Genomic DNA, 16,384 nt, shown 5'->3' with positions numbered 1-16,384 from the left:
CCCACCCGGCAGGGCTCCCGGCAGTCCGGGGCCCCGCCGGGGGAGGCCCCGGACCAGGTGCTCACTTGGCGTCGGCGAACCAGCCGCGCAGCATGGTGGCGACCTCGTCGGGACGGTCGCTGACCATCTCCGAGATCTCGCCGCGCACCCGTTCCCGCTGCTGGGCCTCCAGCAGCGCCGTCCGGTCGTCGAGTGCCGGGTCCCGGACGCTCTCGACCTGGATGCGCTCCTCGGTCTCCTCGTCCTCGTACTCCTCGTACTCCTCGCGGTTGCGCCGCGAGCGCAGCCACACGATGAGCACCAGCAGGGCGATGCCGAGGGCGATGCCGCCGGTCTTGATCAGCGACCACATCTGCGCGGCCTTCTCCGCCTCCTCGGCGGCCGCCAGGTCGGCGGCAGCCCGCTCGGCGGCGGTCTGGTCGAAGGCCATGGCGGCGACCGTGATGGCGTCGCCGCGGGCGACGTCGAGGCCGACCGCGTTGCCGATCAGGTCCTGGACCTGCGCCTGGTTCAGCGCGCCGGCCGCGGCCTGGTCCATCACCACGGAGACGGTCAGCCGCTCGACGGCACCGGGCGCCCCCGCGACGGTCTCCACGGTCTTGTCGATGGCGTTGTTCCGGGTGGCCGTCTCCTTGCCGTAGGTGGACTCGCCGGCGCCGTCGACCGCGAGGTCCTCGGCACCCAGCACCCCGCCGACGGCCGCGCCGTTGCCGGTGTAGTTCTCGACGGTGGTGCTCTCCGAGAGCGCCGGGGTGTCGGCGTTGTAGTCGTAGCTCTCGATCGTGGTGTCCCGCTTGGAGAAGTCCAGGTCGGCGCGGACGGAGACGACGGCGTTGCCCGGGCCGGCGACCCGGTCGAGGATCTGCTGGGCGTTGGCTGCCAGCCGGCCCTCGAACTCCTGCTCCATCTGCGACTGCGCGTCACCGGCGGCCGAGGAGGCGCCCTCCCCGGCGGCGGAGAGGACCGCGCCGGTGGAGTCGGCGACCGTGACGTCGGCCGGGTCCATCTTCTCGATGCTCGAGGAGACCAGGTGGGTGACCGCCTGTACCTGCTCGCCGGCGAGGCTGGTGCCCGGGGCGAGGTCGAGCAGGACCGACGCGGTCGGCTTGCCCTCCTCGGTGGCGAAGACGTCGTCCTTGGGGAGGGCGACGTGCACCACGGCGGACCGGACGCCGTCCAGCGCCTTGAGGGTGGTGGCGAGCTCCCCCTCCAGCGCGCGCTGGTAGGAGACCTGCTGCTGGAACTCGCTGGTGGTGATGCCCTGCTCGTCGAGCAGGGAGTAGCCGGTCTCGTCGCCGGCCGGCAGGCCCTGGCCGCTCATCGCCAGGCGCAGGTCGTAGACGGCCTCCTTGGCCACCATGATCGTCTGGCCGCCGTCGGCCAGCTCGTAGGTGACCCCCTGGGCGTTGAGCTCCTCCACGATCGCCGAGGCGTCGGTGGAGGCCAGGTTGCTGAACAGCGGCGACAGCGTGGGCGCGGTGACCCACCGGGTGAAGAAGAAGCCGCCGAGGAGCAGCCCGGCCAGGAGCAGGCCGATGACGATCTTCTGGCCGGCGCTGATCGTGGCCAGCAGCGTGCGGACCCGCTCCATCGGCCCGGCGAGAGCGCCGGGCATCAGATCTGCATCCGCATGATCTCGGTGAAGGCCGCGACCGCCGAGTTCTTCAGCGTCACCACGGTGTCAGTGGCCAGCCGCGCCTCGGTGCTGGCGATCATGTAGTCGTGCGCGTCCTGCAGGTCGCCGGTGGCGGCCTGCAGGGCGAGGGCGTCGGCGTTGCCCTGCACGGCGTTCAGCGAGTCGATCGAGCCGGTGAGGACGGCGGCGAACCCGCCGTCGCCGGAGACCGACCGGGGTGCGGCGGCCGAGGCGGCGCCGGCGACCCCGGTGACGTCGGTGATGCCGGGCATCCCCATGGAGATGCCGCTGATGGGTGAGGTCATGGTCAGCCCTTCCCGAGCTGGAGAGCCTGCTGGTAGGCCTCGGTCGCGCTCCTGATGGTGGCCAGGTTGGCCTGGTAGCCCCGCTGGGCCATGAGCAGCTGGGTCATCTGGTCACCGAGGTCGATGTCGGGGTAGCGGACGTAGCCCTCGTCGTCGGCCAGGGGGTTGCCCGGCTCGTAGACCATCCGGCCCTCGGCGCTGCCGAGCTCGGTGCCGGCCACGCGCACGCCGCCCTGGCCGGAGCCGTACTGGACCGCCTCGGCGACGACCATGCGCTCCTGGAAGGCGGCCTCCCCCGGGGCGTTGACCGTGTTGATGTTGGCCATGTTGTCCGCGACGGCGTCCATCCACTTGCGGTGGACGAACAGCGACGAGCCGCCGATGCGCAGCGTGTCGAAGACCGCCATCACTGCACCCGCAGGGCGGAGCGCAGCAGGGCGTACTTGCCGTCCAGGGCGCTGATCGACAGCTGGTAGCGCAGCCCGGTCTCGGTGGCGATGACCGTCTCGGTGTCCAGGTTGACGTTGTTGCCGTCGGTCCGGGTCGGGTCCATCGAGCGGTTCACCGAGCTGCGGCCGACGGTGGGCGTCTCGCCGCCGGCGATCGCGCTCTGCAGGGTCGACTCGAAGTCGACCCGGCCGGCCAGGAAGCCCGGCGTCTGGACGTTGGCGATGTTGTCGGCGGTCACCCGCTGGCGCTGCTGCAGTCCGGTGAGGGACGCGTGCAGCGCCGTCATGGTCGAGTCGGTGATCACCGGACGCCCAGCAGGGAGCGACGGAGCACGAGGTACCTCCGGGTACGGCGGGACGCGCGCACAGGGGGTCCTGTGCGCGAGGGGGCCGCCGATCCGTGGCGAGTTGGTGCGTTCCGTGCAGCTCTGTCATCGGCAGCTGCCGGGACGAGCGTGACCACATGCACCCGATCGGGCACTTCCAGTCACTCAACGCACACGTCCCCCGGGGCCAAAGTCGCGCCTTTGGCCCCGGGGGACGGGGGAGTGCAGGAGTGGTGCGTGGGGTCAGAGGACCCGGTCGATGAACGAGGCGACCGGCCGGGTCGGTGCGTAGGACATCCGGGCGGCGACGTCCCGCTGCTTCTGCGACTGGGTGATCCGCTCGACCAGCGCCTCGGCGACCGCCAGCTGGTGCTGCAGCAGCCGGGCGGCGCGCTCGCGCAGGTCGTCGGGCAGCGGGCCCAGGTTGCTCGGCGGGATCCAGTCGGTGGACCGGCGGCCCCAGGCCGCGATCTCCTCGGCCCGGCCGCGGGCCAGGGTCTCCTGGGCCTCGTACACGTCGCCCTCGAGCGCATCCAGCACCGCCGGCCAGTTCCGCGCCGCACCGACCGGGGGGCCGGCCAGGGCGGGGACGTCCCCGACCCGGTTGCGCCCGGCGGGCGGGCCTCCGGTCACGCCGGAGCCGCTGCGAGGGAGGCCGCGGCCTCCCGCCACGCGTCGCGCAGCGGCTCGACGATCTTGCGGCAGTCGGCGACCCGGCGCACGTCGCCCTTGACCACCGCAGCACCGAGCTCGGTGATCAGCCAGTTGTAGAGCGCGGCCAGCCGGGGAGCGCCCTCCCAGGCGTCGACCTGGAGGCTCTCCAGCAGCCCGAAGACGACGTCCTGGGCGTGCTGCAGCTGCTCGGTCGCCGCGTCCCGGTCGCCCTCGGCCAGGGCCGCGTGCCCGCGCTCGAGGTCCAGCGCGAGGCGGTCGTACAGCATGACCAGCAGCCGCTGCGGAGAAGCGGTCGTGACCGTGTCACCCAGGTAGCGGGCGCGGAGGGAAGCGGTGCTCATCGGTACGGGGCTCCAGGGGAAGACGCGGCAGCGGGGTCAGGACTACTTGGAGGAAGAGGACCAGGAGGGCAGCCCGGCGATCTGTGAGCTCAGCCAGGACGCCTGGTTCTGCATGGTGCTCAGCGCGGTCTCCATGGCGGTGAACTGTCGGGTGATCGTCTGCTCGCGCAGTGCCAGCCGGGTGTCCCAGGCGTCGATCCGAGCCTGCAGGTCCTTCGCCTGCGCGTCCTCGCTCGTCGCGAGCAGGACCAGCGAACCGGTGGTCGTGTCGCTGGCGCCCTTGGCGAGCGCCTCGAGCTGCGCGGCCAGGCCGATCGGCGAGCTGACGTCGTCGGCGTTGCCGCTGACGCCGTCCGCGCCGGTGCTCGTGACCTTCGACTCGGCGAAGACCTTCTGCACCTTGGCCGGGTCGGCGGTCAGCGCCCCGGTGAACACGGTCTTGTCGAACGCGAACGTGCCGTCCCGGTTGAGCTGGATGCCGACGGTGGACGCCGAGACCCCGCCCACCGCGTAGGACACGACGCCGGCGATCCGGTTGGACAGGGCCCGGAGCGTGGTGTCGCCCTTGAGGGTGGCACTGCTGCTCTTCGGGTCGGTGTACGAGGTGATCGCCGACTGCAGCGCGTTGGCGGCGTCCACCAGGGTCTGCACCTTGGCGGCCGTGGCATCGGGGTCCTTCGACACGGTCACCGTCGCTGCGGCGTCCTTCTTGCTGACCGTGAAGGTGGTGCCGGGCAACACGTCGGTGAACGTGTTGGTCGGTGAGGTCACGTCGTAGCCCGCTGTCGCATCCCCGACCCGGAGCTTCGCGTCGGTGCCGCTCGACAGCGTGGCGACCGGCACGTCGCCGGACACGGTGAAGACGCCGCCGGCGCCGGACTTCTGGGAGGTGAGCTGGAGCCGGAAGCCGCTCCCGGTGTCGACCGCCACCGCGGTGACACCGGCCGTGGACTCGTTGATGGCCGTGACGGCGTCGGTGAGCGTCTGGCCGGCGGCCAGCGGCACGTCGACCCCGCCGATGGTGAGGGTGGTCGGGCCGGTCGCGTTCAGCGCGGTGTCGGCCGTGGCCCAGCTGCCGGTGCTGTAGACGGAGTGGGTGGTCGCCAGGCTGGTGACGGTGAAGCTCAGCGACCCGGCGGTCGCGCCGGCGGCGGCCGTCGCGGTCACGGAGGGGTCCGAGCTGCTCGCCTTGGTGGCGGTCCAGGCGGTGTCCGCGGTGAGCGCTGCTGCGGCGGTGCGCAGGGCCTCGAACCGCGTGTTGACTGCCCGGTAGGCGGCGGCGTCGGCGTTGGTGGCCGAGAGCTGCTGCTTCAGCAGCGTCTGCGGGTTCGCCTCGACCTGCATCAGCTGGCTGATCATCGTCTTGTAGTCGATGCCCGAGATGAGGCCCGTGCTCACGCTCATGCCTGCCATGGGATACCTCCGGTGCTCGGGACGGGGAGTGCAGTGAGGGGGGAGGCCCGGGGGCCTCCCCCCTCACCGGGTGGTGCTCAGGTGGTGCGGGTGGATCAGCCCAGCAGCTTCAGGATCCCCTGCGGGGCCTGGTTGGCCTGGGCCAGCATCGCGGTGCCGGCCTGGGTCAGGATCTGCGTGCGGGTGAAGTTGGTCATCTCCTGGGCCATGTCGGTGTCGCGGATGCGGCTCTCCGACGCGGACAGGTTCTCCACCGCGACGTTCAGGTTGTTGATGGTGTGCTCGAACCGGTTCTGCAGCGCACCGAGGTTGGCCCGGGTGGTGGAGACCAGGCCGATGGCGGTGTCGATGGCGCTGATCGCGGCGCTGGCGCCCGAGGCCGCCGTCGCGTTGAAGGTGGTGGCGATGGTGCCGCCGCCCAGGACCAGGTCAGCGGCCACGGAGCCGGTGGGCCCGTTGGCCTTGACGCCGCCGTAGCTGTCGACCTTGACGGTGAAGCCGCTGCCGTTGAGCTCGGTGTCGTAGGCCTTCTGGATGAGGGCCTGGTTGGCGGCGGCGTCGGCGGCCGTGGTCCCGGCCGACCAGCCGGCCAGGTCCAGCGTGCGGGCACCGGTGCCGTTGACGTCGACCGTCAGCGTCGGGGCGGTACCGGTGAAGGACAGGCTGCCCGGGGCGGAGGCCCACTCCGGGCCACCGGTGGAGACATCGACCGTGGCGACACCCAGCTGGGCGGCGCTCATGCCCTGGGTGACGGCGACGCCGATGGTCTCCCCGGCGTTGGCACCGACCTGGAAGTTGGCGTTGAAGCTGCCGTCGAGCAGCTTGTTGCCGTTGAACTTGGTGGTGTCGGCGATGCGGGTCAGCTCGGACTGCAGCTGGGTGACCTCGGCCTGGATGTTGGTCTTGGCCGCGGCGTTCAGACCACCGTCGTTGCTGGCCTGCACGGCCAGGTCGCGCATGCGCTGCAGCAGGCTGTGCGTCTCGGTGAGCGCACCTTCAGCGGTCTGCACGACCGAGATGCCGTCCTGGGTGTTGCGGACGGCGACCTTGAGGCCACCGATCTGCGAGCGCAGGCCCTCGGAGATGGCCAGGCCCGCGGCGTCGTCGGCGGCGCGGTTGATGCGGAAGCCGGAGGAGAGCTTCTCCAGCGACTTGCCCATCTGGTTGTCGGTGATCGACAGGTTGCGGTACGAGTTCATCGCCGCGATGTTGTTGTTGACGCTCAGACCCATGGTGTTCCTCCGTGGAAGTGGGTTTCAGGGACTCCGCTGCATCCGTGCTGCGGGGTGTTGCTCTACCGGGATCGGCGGACCGCCGCAGGTTCTCAACCCGAAACGGCGACCTTCTTCCCGCGGTCCACGGAGAGGTCCGAGCGGCTGCGCCGGGGCGGCACAGCAGTGAGGGGAGAGGCCCGGGGGCCTCCCCCCTCACCGGGTGGTGCTCAGGTGCTGCGGGGTGGGTCAGCCCAGCAGGCGGAGGATGCCCTGCGGGGCCTGGTTGGCCTGGGCCAGCATCGCGGTGCCGGCCTGGGTCAGGATCTGCGCCCGGGTGAAGTTGGTCATCTCCGAGGCCATGTCGGTGTCGCGGATGCGGCTCTCCGACGCGGTCAGGTTCTCCACCGTGACGTTCAGGTTGTTGATGGTGTGCTCGAACCGGTTCTGCAGCGCACCGAGGTTGGCCCGGGTGGTGGAGACCAGGCCGATGGCGGTGTCGATGGCGCTGATCGCGGCGCTGGCGCCCGAGGCCGCCGTCGCGTTGAAGGTGGTGGCGATGGTGCCGCCGCCCAGGACCAGGTCAGCGGCCACGGAGCCGGTGGGCCCGTTGGCCTTGACGCCGCCGTAGCTGTCGACCTTGACGGTGAAGCCGCTGCCGTTGAGCTCGGTGTCGTAGGCCTTCTGGATGAGGGCCTGGTTGGCGGCGGCGTCGGCGGCCGTGGTCCCGGCCGACCAGCCGGTCAGGTCCAGCGTGCGGGCACCGGTGCCGTTGACGTTGACCGTCAGCGCCGGGGCCGTGGCGCCGGTGTAGGCCAGGCTGCCCGGGGCGGAGGCCCACTCCGGGCCACCGGTGGAGACGTCGATGGCGGCGACACCCAGCTGGGCGGCGCTCATGCCCTGGGTGACGGCGACGCCGATGGTCTCCCCGGCGTTGGCACCGACCTGGAAGTTGGCGTTGAAGCTGCCGTCGAGCAGCTTGTTGCCGTTGAACTTGGTGGTGTCGGCGATGCGGGTCAGCTCGGACTGCAGCTGGGTGACCTCGGCCTGGATGTTGGTCTTGGCCGCGGCGTTCAGACCGCCGTCGTTGCTGGCCTGCACGGCCAGGTCACGCATGCGCTGCAGCAGCGAGTGGGTCTCGGTGAGCGCACCTTCAGCGGTCTGCACGACCGAGATGCCGTCCTGGGTGTTGCGGACGGCGACCTTCACGCCACCGATCTGCGAGCGCAGGCCCTCGGAGATGGCCAGGCCCGCGGCGTCGTCGGCGGCGCGGTTGATGCGGAAGCCGGACGACAGCTTCTCCAGCGACTTGCTCATCTGGCTGTCGGTGATGGCCAGGTTGCGGTACGAGTTCATCGCCGCGATGTTGTTGTTGACGCTCAGACCCATGGTGTTCCTCCTTGGACGGTGCCGTACCGCTTCCGTGCGGTGGGCTCTGGCCCCTGTAACGGCCGGGTCCGGGAGGTCCTTGAGGGTTCCTCTCGGGGATCCCCCCGAGGGGGTGGGTCAGCTCAGCAGTTGCAGCACCCGCGGGGCGGACTGGTTCGCCTGGGCGAGCATCGCGGTGCCGGCCTCGGTGAGCACCCGGGTCCGGGCGAGGGCGGTCATCTCCTGCGCCAGGTCGGCGTCGCGGATGCGGCCCTCCGACGCCGCGGTGTTGACCAGCGCCGCGCCGACCTTCTCGAGGTTGTGCTCCAGGCGGTTCTGCATCGCACCCACGGCGCCCCGGACCGTCGAGACGTGCCCGATCGCAGCGTCGATGGCGGCGATCGCCGTCGCCGTACCGGAGCCATCGGCACCCGGGTCGGTCCGCACGTCCACGGCGGCCACGCCGAGACCAGCTGCGCTGACGGCCGGCCCGAGGTCCACGGCGAGCAGGTGCCCGACGTCGGCGCCGATCTGGAAGGTCGTCCGGTAGCTGCCGTCGAGCAGCCTCCGGCCGTTGAACTGCGTCGTCTGCGCGATCCGGTCCAGCTCCGCGGTCAGTCCGGTGATCTCCGACTGCACCGCCGAGCGTGCGTCGTCGTCGAGGCTGCCGGCGCTGGCGGCCTGGACCGCCAGGTCCCGCATGCGGTGCAGGATCGCGTGCGTCCCCGTGAGTGCGCCGTCCGCCGTCCGCAACACGGAGATGCCGTCCTGGCTGTTGCGCAGGGCGACCCGCAGCCCGCCGATCTGGGCCCGCATGTTCTCCGAGATCGCGAGGCCTGAGGCGTCGTCCGCGGCGCGGTTGACCCGCTGACCCGACGAGAGGCGCTCGACCGACGTGGTGAGCTGCCGATCGGCGGTGCCGAGGGCGCGGGCCGAGTTCATCCCGGCGATGTTGCTGTTGACGACCAGGCTCATGCGGGCCCTCCGTGGACCGGGAACGAGAAGGAACCGCCGCAGCCGTGCGGCGGGATCGCTCTCTTCTACGGTCCGGGGGGCCCGGTCTCAACCCGAACGGGTGAGGTCCGTGGTGTGGGTGTGACTCGCCGGGGCGGCGGCTCAGGCGGGGAGGGCAGCCGCCCCACGCTCGGGGAGGATCCAGCCGCGCCGCGAGCCGGGGCGCGGCGCCGGGACCGGGGGAGTGACGGCCGGGCTGCGGCCGGCGGTCTGCCGGGCGGCGACCCGTTCGACGTAGGCGCGCTGCTGGTTGCGGGCGCGCACCCCACCGTCGGCGGGGACGGTGGTGCCGTCCCACACCTCGCTCATCGCGGCGTGCAGCAGGGTGAGTGCCCGGGCCCGCATCTGCGAGACGCGGGAGAGCGTGACGCCGAGCGAGTCGGCGATGTCGGTGAGCGACTCGTCCCCGAAGAAGTTGCGCTCCACGACCTCGTCGAGCCGGTCGGGCAGGGCGCGGATCGCCTCGTGCAGGTGCCGAGCCCGCTCACCGCGCAGCAGTGCCCGTTCCGGTGAGTCGCCGGTGTCGGGCAGGTCGAGCGAGCCCCCGTCGGTGCCCGTCTCCGCGTCCATGCTGACCATCACGGCCCGGTGGACGTCGATCTGCAGCGAGTCCAGCTCCGCGCGCTGGACGCCGAGGCTGGCGGCCAGCTCCTCCTTCGTCGGCGGCCGGCCCAGGCTGATCGTCAGCGCGTCGGTCGCCGCATCGGTGCGCCGCGCCGCGGCCCGGACCGAGCGGCTGGCCCAGTCACCGGAGCGCAGCTCGTCCAGGACGGCGCCCTGCAGTCGCGGCAGGGCGTAGGTGGCGAACGTCGCCCCGGCGGCCGGGTCGAACCGGCGGGCGACCTCGACCAGCGCGACGCTCGCGCAGGAGAGCAGGTCGTCCCGGCTTACGTGGCTGGGCAGGGAGATGCGCGAGGCCACCGCGTTCACCGCGAACTGGGCCAGCGGGAGATGGGTGGTCACCATCGCGTCGACGTCGGCGGGGCGGCGCTCACTCACGGCGGGGCGGGCTGCGGTCACGCCCTCCTTCTCGGCTGACCGGCGACCACGTGGCACCGCCATCGGCACATTTCCGTGCCTCCTTGAGCCATCTCGGCTTGACCGTGCGCCGCCGGGTGCCGAAGGGAGATCGACAGCGCCCGCCGGTCCCGGTGGGCGCAGGCCTGCACGACGGGCTGCACACGACGACGGAAAGGCCGGCATGGACCACCAGCACCTGTCGACGTTGCTCTGGCGGGAGCAGGAGCTGCTGGACCTCCTGCTCTTCAAGGCCGAGGAGAAGCAGTACCTCATCGTCACCGGCAAGAGCCGGTGGCTGGCCCGGATCGCCCACGAGATCGAGGTGGTCCTGGAGCAGCTGCGGACCCTCGAGCTCGAGCGGGCCGCGGCCACCGAGCAGATCGCCGGCCGGCTGGGGCTGGCGGCCAACCCGTCGCTGCGCCAGCTCGCCGACTCGGCGCCGGCGCCGTGGGACGACCTCTACGCCAAGCACCACGAGGCCCTCCTGGTCCTCGTCTCGGAGCTGCGCGGGCTCTCCGACGCCAACAAGGAGCTGATCGAGAGCGGCCTGGCCGTCATCAACGACGCCCTGGCGTCCACCCAGCCCCACACCGCGGCCGGCACGTACACCCAGTCCGGCCGCACGGCCGGCAACGCCTACCGCTCGGTCACCCTGGACGGTGCGCTGTGAGTTCCTTCTCCGGTCTGAACACGGCGACGACGGCCCTGTGGGCGCAGCAGCGCGGGCTGGACGTCACCGGGCAGAACATCGCCAACGTCAACACCGCGGGCTACACCCGGCAGCGGGCCGAGCTGCAGTCGGTCGGGGGCAACGCCGTCCCGGCCATGTACGCGGTCAGCAACCAGGTCGGGCAGGGCGTCGACGCCGACAAGGTGATCCGCATCCGGGACGGCTTCCTGGAGAGCCGGGCGCAGATCGAGTCCGCCTCGACCGCCCGGATGACCGCGCAGGACGCCACCCTCGCGCAGATCGAGCAGGCCTTCCGCGAGCCGGGGGAGACCGGCATCCAGGCCAAGCTCACCGCGGTGTTCACCGCGTGGGGCGACGTCGCCAACCACCCGACCGAGGACGGCGCCCGGACGGCCGTGCTGCAGAAGACCGCCACGCTGGTCGCCGAGCTGCACACCACGAGCGCCAACCTGGACAAGCAGTGGACCCAGACCCGCGACAGCCTGGACACCCTGGCGCAGGACGTGAACGCGAAGACCCAGTCGATCGCGGACCTGAACCGGGCGATCAAGCGCGCGACCCAGGCCGGCCTGCCGGTCAACGAGCTGGCCGACAAGCGGGACGGTCTGGTGATGGACCTGGCCACCTCGATCGGGGCCACCTCGTCCCCCGGTGACGACGGGCAGGTGAACGTGTCCGTCGCCGGCGCCATGCTGGTCTCCGGCGTCTCGGCGATCGGCATCCGGGCCGTCGGCACCGAGGTCCCCGCCGAGGCCACGGCCACGGACCCCGCGTTCGTCACCGACCCGGGCGGCACCCGGCTCGCCCTCGGTGGCACGGCGGGCGGTGCGCTGACGGCGCTGAGCCAGACCATCCCGCGGTACCAGCAGAAGCTCGACGTGGTCGCCCGGCAGCTGGCCGACCAGGTCAACGCCGTGCACGCCGGCCCGCCGATGGCCTATGACAAGAACGGCGACCCGGGCGGGCCGATGTTCGGTTCGGGCTCCGTACCGGCCGTCCCGGTCACCGCCGCCAACATCACCCTGCTGATCACCGACCCGACCGAGCTGGCCGCCGCGTCGTTCGCCCCGAACGGCACGAACGCCTCCGCCGACGCCGGGAACGCCGCCAAGCTTGCCGCGATGGCCAAGGCCGACACCGGTGTCGCGGTGGCCTACCGGCAGCTGATCGTCGACCTCGGGGTCGAGGCGTCGGTGGCCACGAGCAACCTGAAGACGCAGACGGTGGTCGCCGCACAGGTGGACGCGTCCCGCGAGTCCGTCTCGGGGGTCAACCTCGACGAGGAGATGACGAACATGCTGCAGTTCCAGCACGCCTACTCCGCGGCTGCGCGGGTGATCACCACCATCGACGAGACCCTCGACGTGCTGATCAACCGCACCGGCCGAGTGGGGCTGTGACCTGATGCGGATCACCCAGCGCTCGCTCGCCGTCACCGCACTGCAGGGCCTCAACCGCAACCAGGAGGCCATCGCCAAGCTGCAGGCGCAGCTGACGTCGGGCAAGACGATCAACAAGCCCTCCGACGACCCCACCGGCACGAACGCCGCGATGCAGACCCGCCAGGAGCTCGCCGGTGCCCTGCAGTACGCCCGGAACATCACCGACGGGATCGGTCTGCTCGACGCGACGGACTCCGCCCTGCAGAACATGATCAAGCAGGTGCAGAACGTCCGGGCGCTGACCGTCCAGGGGCTCAACACCGGCGCTCAGTCCGAAGCCGCGCGGACCGCGATCGCCACCGAGATCGCCGGCATCCGGGAGAGCATGCTCGGACTGGCCAACACCACGGTGCAGGGGCGGCCGGTGTTCGGTGGCGTGACGAGCGGCTCCACGGCCTACGACGCCGCCACGGGCGGGTACACCGGTTTCGGCGGCACCGGAGGGGTGCCGGTCGTCCCCACCAGCCGGCAGGTCTCGGAGTCCGACTCGGTACGGGTGGACATCACCGGACCCGAGGCGTTCGGAGACCCCGACGCGGGCCCGGACCTCTTCGCCGTCGTCGGCCGGATCGCTGCCGACGTGGTCACGGACCCGGCTGCCGTGGAGGGACACCTCGCAGACCTGGACGCCGCGCTCAACCGGCTGCTGAACGTGGCTGCCGACATCGGTACGCGCACCAACCGGATCGAGACGGCGCAGCAGGTGAACAACGACCTGCAGCTGTCGCTGACCAGTCGGTCGGCGGCGACGGAGAACGTCGACCTGCCGAAGACGATCATGAACCTGCAGATGCAGCAGGTCGGCTACGAGGCCGCGCTGGGGGCCACTGCGAAGGCCATCCAGCCGACTCTGCTGGACTTCCTGCGGTGACACCGCGGCAGGTGGCCCCGTTCCGGGGGCCACCTGCCGAGAGATCAGGAGCAGGGCGCACCCACCCGGGTGGGCGCGCCCGGCCCCGCCGACCGGCGGGGCGATGCCACGGACGGCCCACACGAACCCATGGAGGGGTACCCATGCTCACTCTCACCCGCAGCGTCGGCGAGAGCATCCGGATCGGCGAGGACATCGAGGTCTACGTCGTCGAGGTGCGCGGCGGGACCGTGCGGCTCGGCTTCAAGGCCCCCCGCGAGGTGACCATCCACCGCGAGGAGGTCTACAAGCAGATCGCCGAGGCCCAGAGCCTGGCTGCCGAGGTGGCCGCGGACGCGCTGGGTGCCTTGTCGGCATTTGCACCAGGACCGGAGCAGCCGACTGGCAAGTAATGCCATCGGGTTGGTCTATACGGCGCAATAACAGCTCACCTCAGCCGTCACAGTAGTCACAGGGCGGCGAGTCTCGCCGTCCACGGCTCCGATCGTGCGCAAGTCTTCCCCCACAGCACCACGGTTACAGGGGGAGACGAACATGGAACTCAGCGCACTCGCATCGGGCCCGGTCATCGACGTCGAGCTGCCCGTCGACCTGCGCGTCGGGCCGTCCGGCTCCGGCGACCTGCGTCCGTGCGATGTCGTCGACGGCTCCTCCGGTGACCAGGCCGCGGCCTGGTCGGAGACGGTCGTGGTGCACGTCCAGCTCCGCCCCCGCCGCTCGGCCACCCGCCGGTGCCTCGCCGCCCTGGCGGCGCTGGCCACCCGGCACGAGTCGGTGTCCTTCGCCCTCACCGGGCTCAGCGGCGACGACCGCGCCGTCCGGGTCACCGTCGGCGTGGAGCTCGGCCCGCGCGAGCTGATCGCGAAGTTCTCCGACCAGGCGCAGGCCGCCTACGCCTTCGTCGACGGGCTCTTCACCGACCTCTACGACTTCATGCCGGTGTACGTCGCCGAGCCGAACGAGGTCGAGCGTGCCGCAGCCGCCGGCGTGCTCGAGGCCGTCGAGACCCCCCGGCCGCGGATGCCCGCGCCGCGGATGCCCGCCCCGCGGATCCCGTCGCCGCGTCGTCCCCTCGACGACAGCGTGCACGCCCCGGTCGGCCGCGGGGTGCCCGTCCTCGTCTGAGGCCGGAGGCGGTCGGCCCACCCGGCCGGCCCCGCTGCTGCACCGCCCCCGGCACGCCCACCCCGCCCACCTGCACTTCCCCTCAGGAGGACCGGTGTCCCAGGACATGCTCACCACCCAGCTCGCCACCGACCCCGCCCGCACCCGTGAGCCGCTGGTCTTCGGCGGGCTCACCGAGGCCGAGGGCTGGGCGCTGGCCCCGATCACCCCGCGCGACCGGGTGCACTTCCGCACCGACCGGGAGCTGCCGCTGACCGACTTCCGGGCCGCTTTGCCGGCCGAGGTCGAGGTGACCTACGACGAGGGTGACGGCCTGTACCGGGTCGACGGCGAGACCGGCACGGCCGAGTCGCTCGCCGGCCTGATCCGCGCGTGGTGCGCCGCCGGGGGCTACGCCACCGTCGGGCTGCGGCCGGAGACCGGCGTGCGCCGCCGGGCCCCCCGCGACCTGCCCGCCGCCTTCCTGGACGGGCTGTGCCGGCACTACTGCCGGGTCAGCCTCAAGCGCCTGCAGCGGAACATGAGCACCATCCGGCTGCACCTGCCCGACAACGATGACGTCGACCAGCAGGTCGCCGAGTGGGTGCTGAAGGCGGTGAGCCAGTACGACGAGACCAAGTCGGTGCCCTTCGGCGCCTTCCTGGCCACCCAGCTCTCCAAGTGGGTGCACGACCTGGGCCGCAACGCGTACGGCCGCACGGCCGCCGACACCGAGAACAAGCAGCAGAAGGCGGTCGCCGCCTTCACCGCCGAGCACCAGCGCCGCCCCAGCGAGAAGGAGCTGGCCGCCTACATGGGCCAGAGCGTGGCGACGCTGCGCCGCAACTCCCAGACCGTCGCCACCCTGAACGGACTGCGCAACCTCCAGTCCCTCGACGGCGGTGCCGACACGGTCGAGTTCGTGGTCCCGGACAGCGCCGAGGTGCCCGACGAGATCATGGGCGAGGCGGAGCAGAGCCTGCTGTCGCACGCGCTGACCGCCGCGTGCGCGCCCGACCCGACCGCCCGCCGGGACCAGCGGGCCGCGCAGCCGAACGTGCTGGGCTGGGCGACCTGGTACCTGACCACCTGGGGCGGGCAGACCAAGACCCAGCTGTCGGCCGACCTGGGCACGTCGGTGCGCAACATGAACGTGCACGCCGACCGCGCCGAGAAGGCCCTCAAGGAGCGGCTCACCGAGCTCGGCGGCTGACCCCGTCCGGGTCGCCGGCACGTGCGGCGGCCCGGCGCCCCGGCGCTGACGACAGCGGGCGGAAAAGGTTGCGATCCGGGTCCATCGGGCCTCTCACCTGCCGATATACAAGTCGTGACCGCGCCGGAGCCCCCTCGCCACCGTGCGGGGGACGGCTCCCGGACCGGGTCCGGAGCCCGTCGTCCCGGGGTGGGGGAGTGAGCGGCCCACCCGCCGGCGGGCCGGTCCAGGCGGTGCTCGTCCCACACTGGCTGAGCAGCCCGGACCGGCTCGAGGTCGAGCGGGCCGTGCAGGCCGCGCTCGACGACGGGCCGCTGCACCCGGTGGTCGCCGTCCACCTGGGCGAGGTGCTCACCGAGCTCCAGGTGGCCGCCGCCCGCGAGGTCGTCTGGCCCGCGCCCACCGCGCGCGTCCGCCGGGCCACCGGCTGGTCCGACGACGTGGTCCCGGTCCGGTTGTCCGCCGTCGAGCTGGCGAGCGTGTTGTCCCTGCCCGGTCTGGCGACCGTGGCCCGAGAAGCCCTGACCGGAGGACGCAGCGCATGACCGGAGCGCTCTTCGGCACCCCGGCGGGGCTCCTGCAGCGACTGAACCGGGCCGAGGTCCGGGTGTCCGACGTGCGGGCCGCCGTGGAGCTGCTGGCCGACCGGGGGGTCGACCCGGACCTCGAGCTGGCCGTCCTCGACGGCGCGGGTCGCGGCCCGATGCTGGTGCTCGACGACACCGGCCGCCGCACCCGGGTCCTGCTCGCCGAGCTCGCCGAGCAGATGACCCGCGCGCGGGTGCCCGTGGCGGCCGAGTCGGTGGCCACCGCGCTGCGCGCCTGGCTCGCGCGCCGCCCGGTGCCCGACCCGATCGCCCTGGCCTCGGGCATCGCCGTCCTGGACTGGTCCGACGTCCGGCAGACCGCGCTCGGCTGGCGGGTGGTGGTCGCCCGGGACTCCCTCGTCGTGCCCTGGCGGCCGTCCCGCACCGCGTCACTGCCCCTGGTGCACCAGGCGCGCTCGGCGGCGCTGGGCCGGGCCGCCGTCGTCCGGACCGCGCTACGGGTGGAGGGGCCGCTGGGCCTGTGGACCTCGACCGGCGTGCCGGGCGTGGACACCGCGGTCCTGGTCCGCCCCGAGGAGCTGCTCGTCGAGATGGCCGCCGCCGGGCTGCGGTTGCACGACATGCAGGTCGTGGTCACGCCCGGCCGGCCGGTCGCCTGCGCGGACGCGGCCGTGGCGCGCCGGCTGGTCGCCGAGGCGGACGACGCGTGCGCGACCCTGCCCTGGCGGGCGCTGGCCGACCTCGGCTGGGCCTGACC

The 16,384-nt window shown here is 72.3% G+C and carries 19 protein-coding genes; 8 read left to right on the top strand and 11 right to left on the bottom strand.

Going from position 1 to position 16,384, the window contains the following annotated elements:
* Positions 1-61 precede the first annotated feature (61 nt).
* From fliF to FB380_RS01415, 11 genes are all read right to left on the bottom strand, one after another.
* A complete protein-coding gene (gene fliF, locus FB380_RS01465) occupies positions 62-1,615 on the bottom strand; it encodes a flagellar basal-body MS-ring/collar protein FliF (RefSeq protein ID WP_166753532.1) in 1,554 nt (517 codons plus the stop codon).
* Positions 1,615-1,941 carry a flagellar hook-basal body complex protein FliE gene (fliE, locus tag FB380_RS01460; RefSeq protein WP_166753531.1) on the bottom strand — a complete coding sequence of 109 codons (327 nt, stop codon included), beginning with the start codon at positions 1,939-1,941 and terminating at the stop codon, positions 1,615-1,617. The genes fliF and fliE overlap by 1 nt, the downstream gene beginning before the upstream one ends.
* Before the next feature lie 2 nt (positions 1,942-1,943).
* Positions 1,944-2,348 carry a flagellar basal body rod protein FlgC gene (locus FB380_RS01455; RefSeq protein ID WP_166753530.1) on the bottom strand — a complete coding sequence of 135 codons (405 nt, stop codon included), beginning with the start codon at positions 2,346-2,348 and terminating at the stop codon, positions 1,944-1,946.
* Entirely contained in the window at positions 2,348-2,677 is a 330-nt protein-coding gene (locus FB380_RS01450; RefSeq protein WP_166753529.1) for a flagellar basal body rod protein FlgB, read from the bottom strand. The genes FB380_RS01455 and FB380_RS01450 overlap by 1 nt, the downstream gene beginning before the upstream one ends.
* 282 nt (positions 2,678-2,959) lie before the next feature.
* Positions 2,960-3,349 (bottom strand): hypothetical protein, encoded by a 390-nt coding sequence (locus FB380_RS01445; RefSeq protein WP_166753528.1) that lies wholly within the window; start codon positions 3,347-3,349, stop codon positions 2,960-2,962.
* Positions 3,346-3,732, bottom strand: a complete 387-nt coding sequence (fliS, locus tag FB380_RS01440) for a flagellar export chaperone FliS (RefSeq protein ID WP_166753527.1) — start codon at positions 3,730-3,732, stop codon at positions 3,346-3,348. Before fliS ends, FB380_RS01445 begins: the two co-directional genes overlap by 4 nt.
* A 42-nt stretch (positions 3,733-3,774) precedes the next feature.
* Positions 3,775-5,136, bottom strand: a complete 1,362-nt coding sequence (gene fliD / locus FB380_RS01435) for a flagellar filament capping protein FliD (protein ID WP_166753526.1) — start codon at positions 5,134-5,136, stop codon at positions 3,775-3,777.
* A gap of 104 nt (positions 5,137-5,240) precedes the next feature.
* On the bottom strand, positions 5,241-6,377 hold the full coding sequence (locus FB380_RS25200) for a flagellin N-terminal helical domain-containing protein (protein WP_166753525.1): 1,137 nt from the start codon (positions 6,375-6,377) through the stop codon (positions 5,241-5,243).
* A gap of 228 nt (positions 6,378-6,605) precedes the next feature.
* Positions 6,606-7,745, bottom strand: coding sequence for a flagellin N-terminal helical domain-containing protein (locus tag FB380_RS01425; RefSeq protein WP_166753524.1), 1,140 nt, complete (start codon positions 7,743-7,745; stop codon positions 6,606-6,608).
* A gap of 117 nt (positions 7,746-7,862) precedes the next feature.
* Entirely contained in the window at positions 7,863-8,699 is an 837-nt protein-coding gene (locus FB380_RS01420) for a flagellin N-terminal helical domain-containing protein (protein ID WP_208382718.1), read from the bottom strand.
* Positions 8,700-8,840: 141 nt separating this feature from the next.
* Positions 8,841-9,758: a sigma-70 family RNA polymerase sigma factor gene (locus FB380_RS01415; RefSeq protein WP_229682041.1), complete on the bottom strand. Its 918-nt coding sequence runs from the start codon at positions 9,756-9,758 to the stop codon at positions 8,841-8,843.
* Between the two features lie 181 nt (positions 9,759-9,939).
* Between FB380_RS01415 and FB380_RS01410 the strand changes: the two genes are divergently transcribed.
* The 8 genes from FB380_RS01410 (at position 9,940) to FB380_RS01375 (ending at position 16,382) form a co-directional block, all read left to right on the top strand.
* Positions 9,940-10,428: a flagellar protein FlgN gene (locus FB380_RS01410; RefSeq protein ID WP_166753522.1), complete on the top strand. Its 489-nt coding sequence runs from the start codon at positions 9,940-9,942 to the stop codon at positions 10,426-10,428.
* Complete coding sequence (flgK, locus tag FB380_RS01405) at positions 10,425-11,849, top strand: flagellar hook-associated protein FlgK (RefSeq protein WP_166753521.1); 1,425 nt, start codon at positions 10,425-10,427, stop codon at positions 11,847-11,849. Before FB380_RS01410 ends, flgK begins: the two co-directional genes overlap by 4 nt.
* A gap of 4 nt (positions 11,850-11,853) precedes the next feature.
* The gene (gene flgL / locus FB380_RS01400; protein WP_166753520.1) at positions 11,854-12,762 is read left to right on the top strand and encodes a flagellar hook-associated protein FlgL; all 909 of its coding nucleotides are present in this window, start codon (positions 11,854-11,856) and stop codon (positions 12,760-12,762) included.
* A 143-nt stretch (positions 12,763-12,905) separates the two neighbouring features.
* Positions 12,906-13,154, top strand: a complete 249-nt coding sequence (gene csrA / locus FB380_RS25195) for a carbon storage regulator CsrA (protein WP_166753519.1) — start codon at positions 12,906-12,908, stop codon at positions 13,152-13,154.
* 142 nt (positions 13,155-13,296) lie between these two features.
* On the top strand, positions 13,297-13,887 hold the full coding sequence (locus FB380_RS24025; RefSeq protein ID WP_188959577.1) for a hypothetical protein: 591 nt from the start codon (positions 13,297-13,299) through the stop codon (positions 13,885-13,887).
* A gap of 94 nt (positions 13,888-13,981) precedes the next feature.
* Positions 13,982-15,079 carry a sigma-70 family RNA polymerase sigma factor gene (locus FB380_RS01385; RefSeq protein WP_229682040.1) on the top strand — a complete coding sequence of 366 codons (1,098 nt, stop codon included), beginning with the start codon at positions 13,982-13,984 and terminating at the stop codon, positions 15,077-15,079.
* A gap of 197 nt (positions 15,080-15,276) precedes the next feature.
* The gene (locus FB380_RS01380; RefSeq protein WP_166753518.1) at positions 15,277-15,624 is read left to right on the top strand and encodes a hypothetical protein; all 348 of its coding nucleotides are present in this window, start codon (positions 15,277-15,279) and stop codon (positions 15,622-15,624) included.
* On the top strand, positions 15,621-16,382 hold the full coding sequence (locus FB380_RS01375; protein ID WP_166753517.1) for a hypothetical protein: 762 nt from the start codon (positions 15,621-15,623) through the stop codon (positions 16,380-16,382). The genes FB380_RS01380 and FB380_RS01375 overlap by 4 nt, the downstream gene beginning before the upstream one ends.
* The last annotated feature ends 2 nt before the right edge of the window (positions 16,383-16,384 follow it).

The organism is Modestobacter marinus (assembly GCF_011758655.1).
GTDB classification, from domain to species: Bacteria; Actinomycetota; Actinomycetes; order Mycobacteriales; family Geodermatophilaceae; genus Modestobacter; species Modestobacter marinus.
This window is presented reverse-complemented; position numbering and strand designations above follow the sequence as displayed.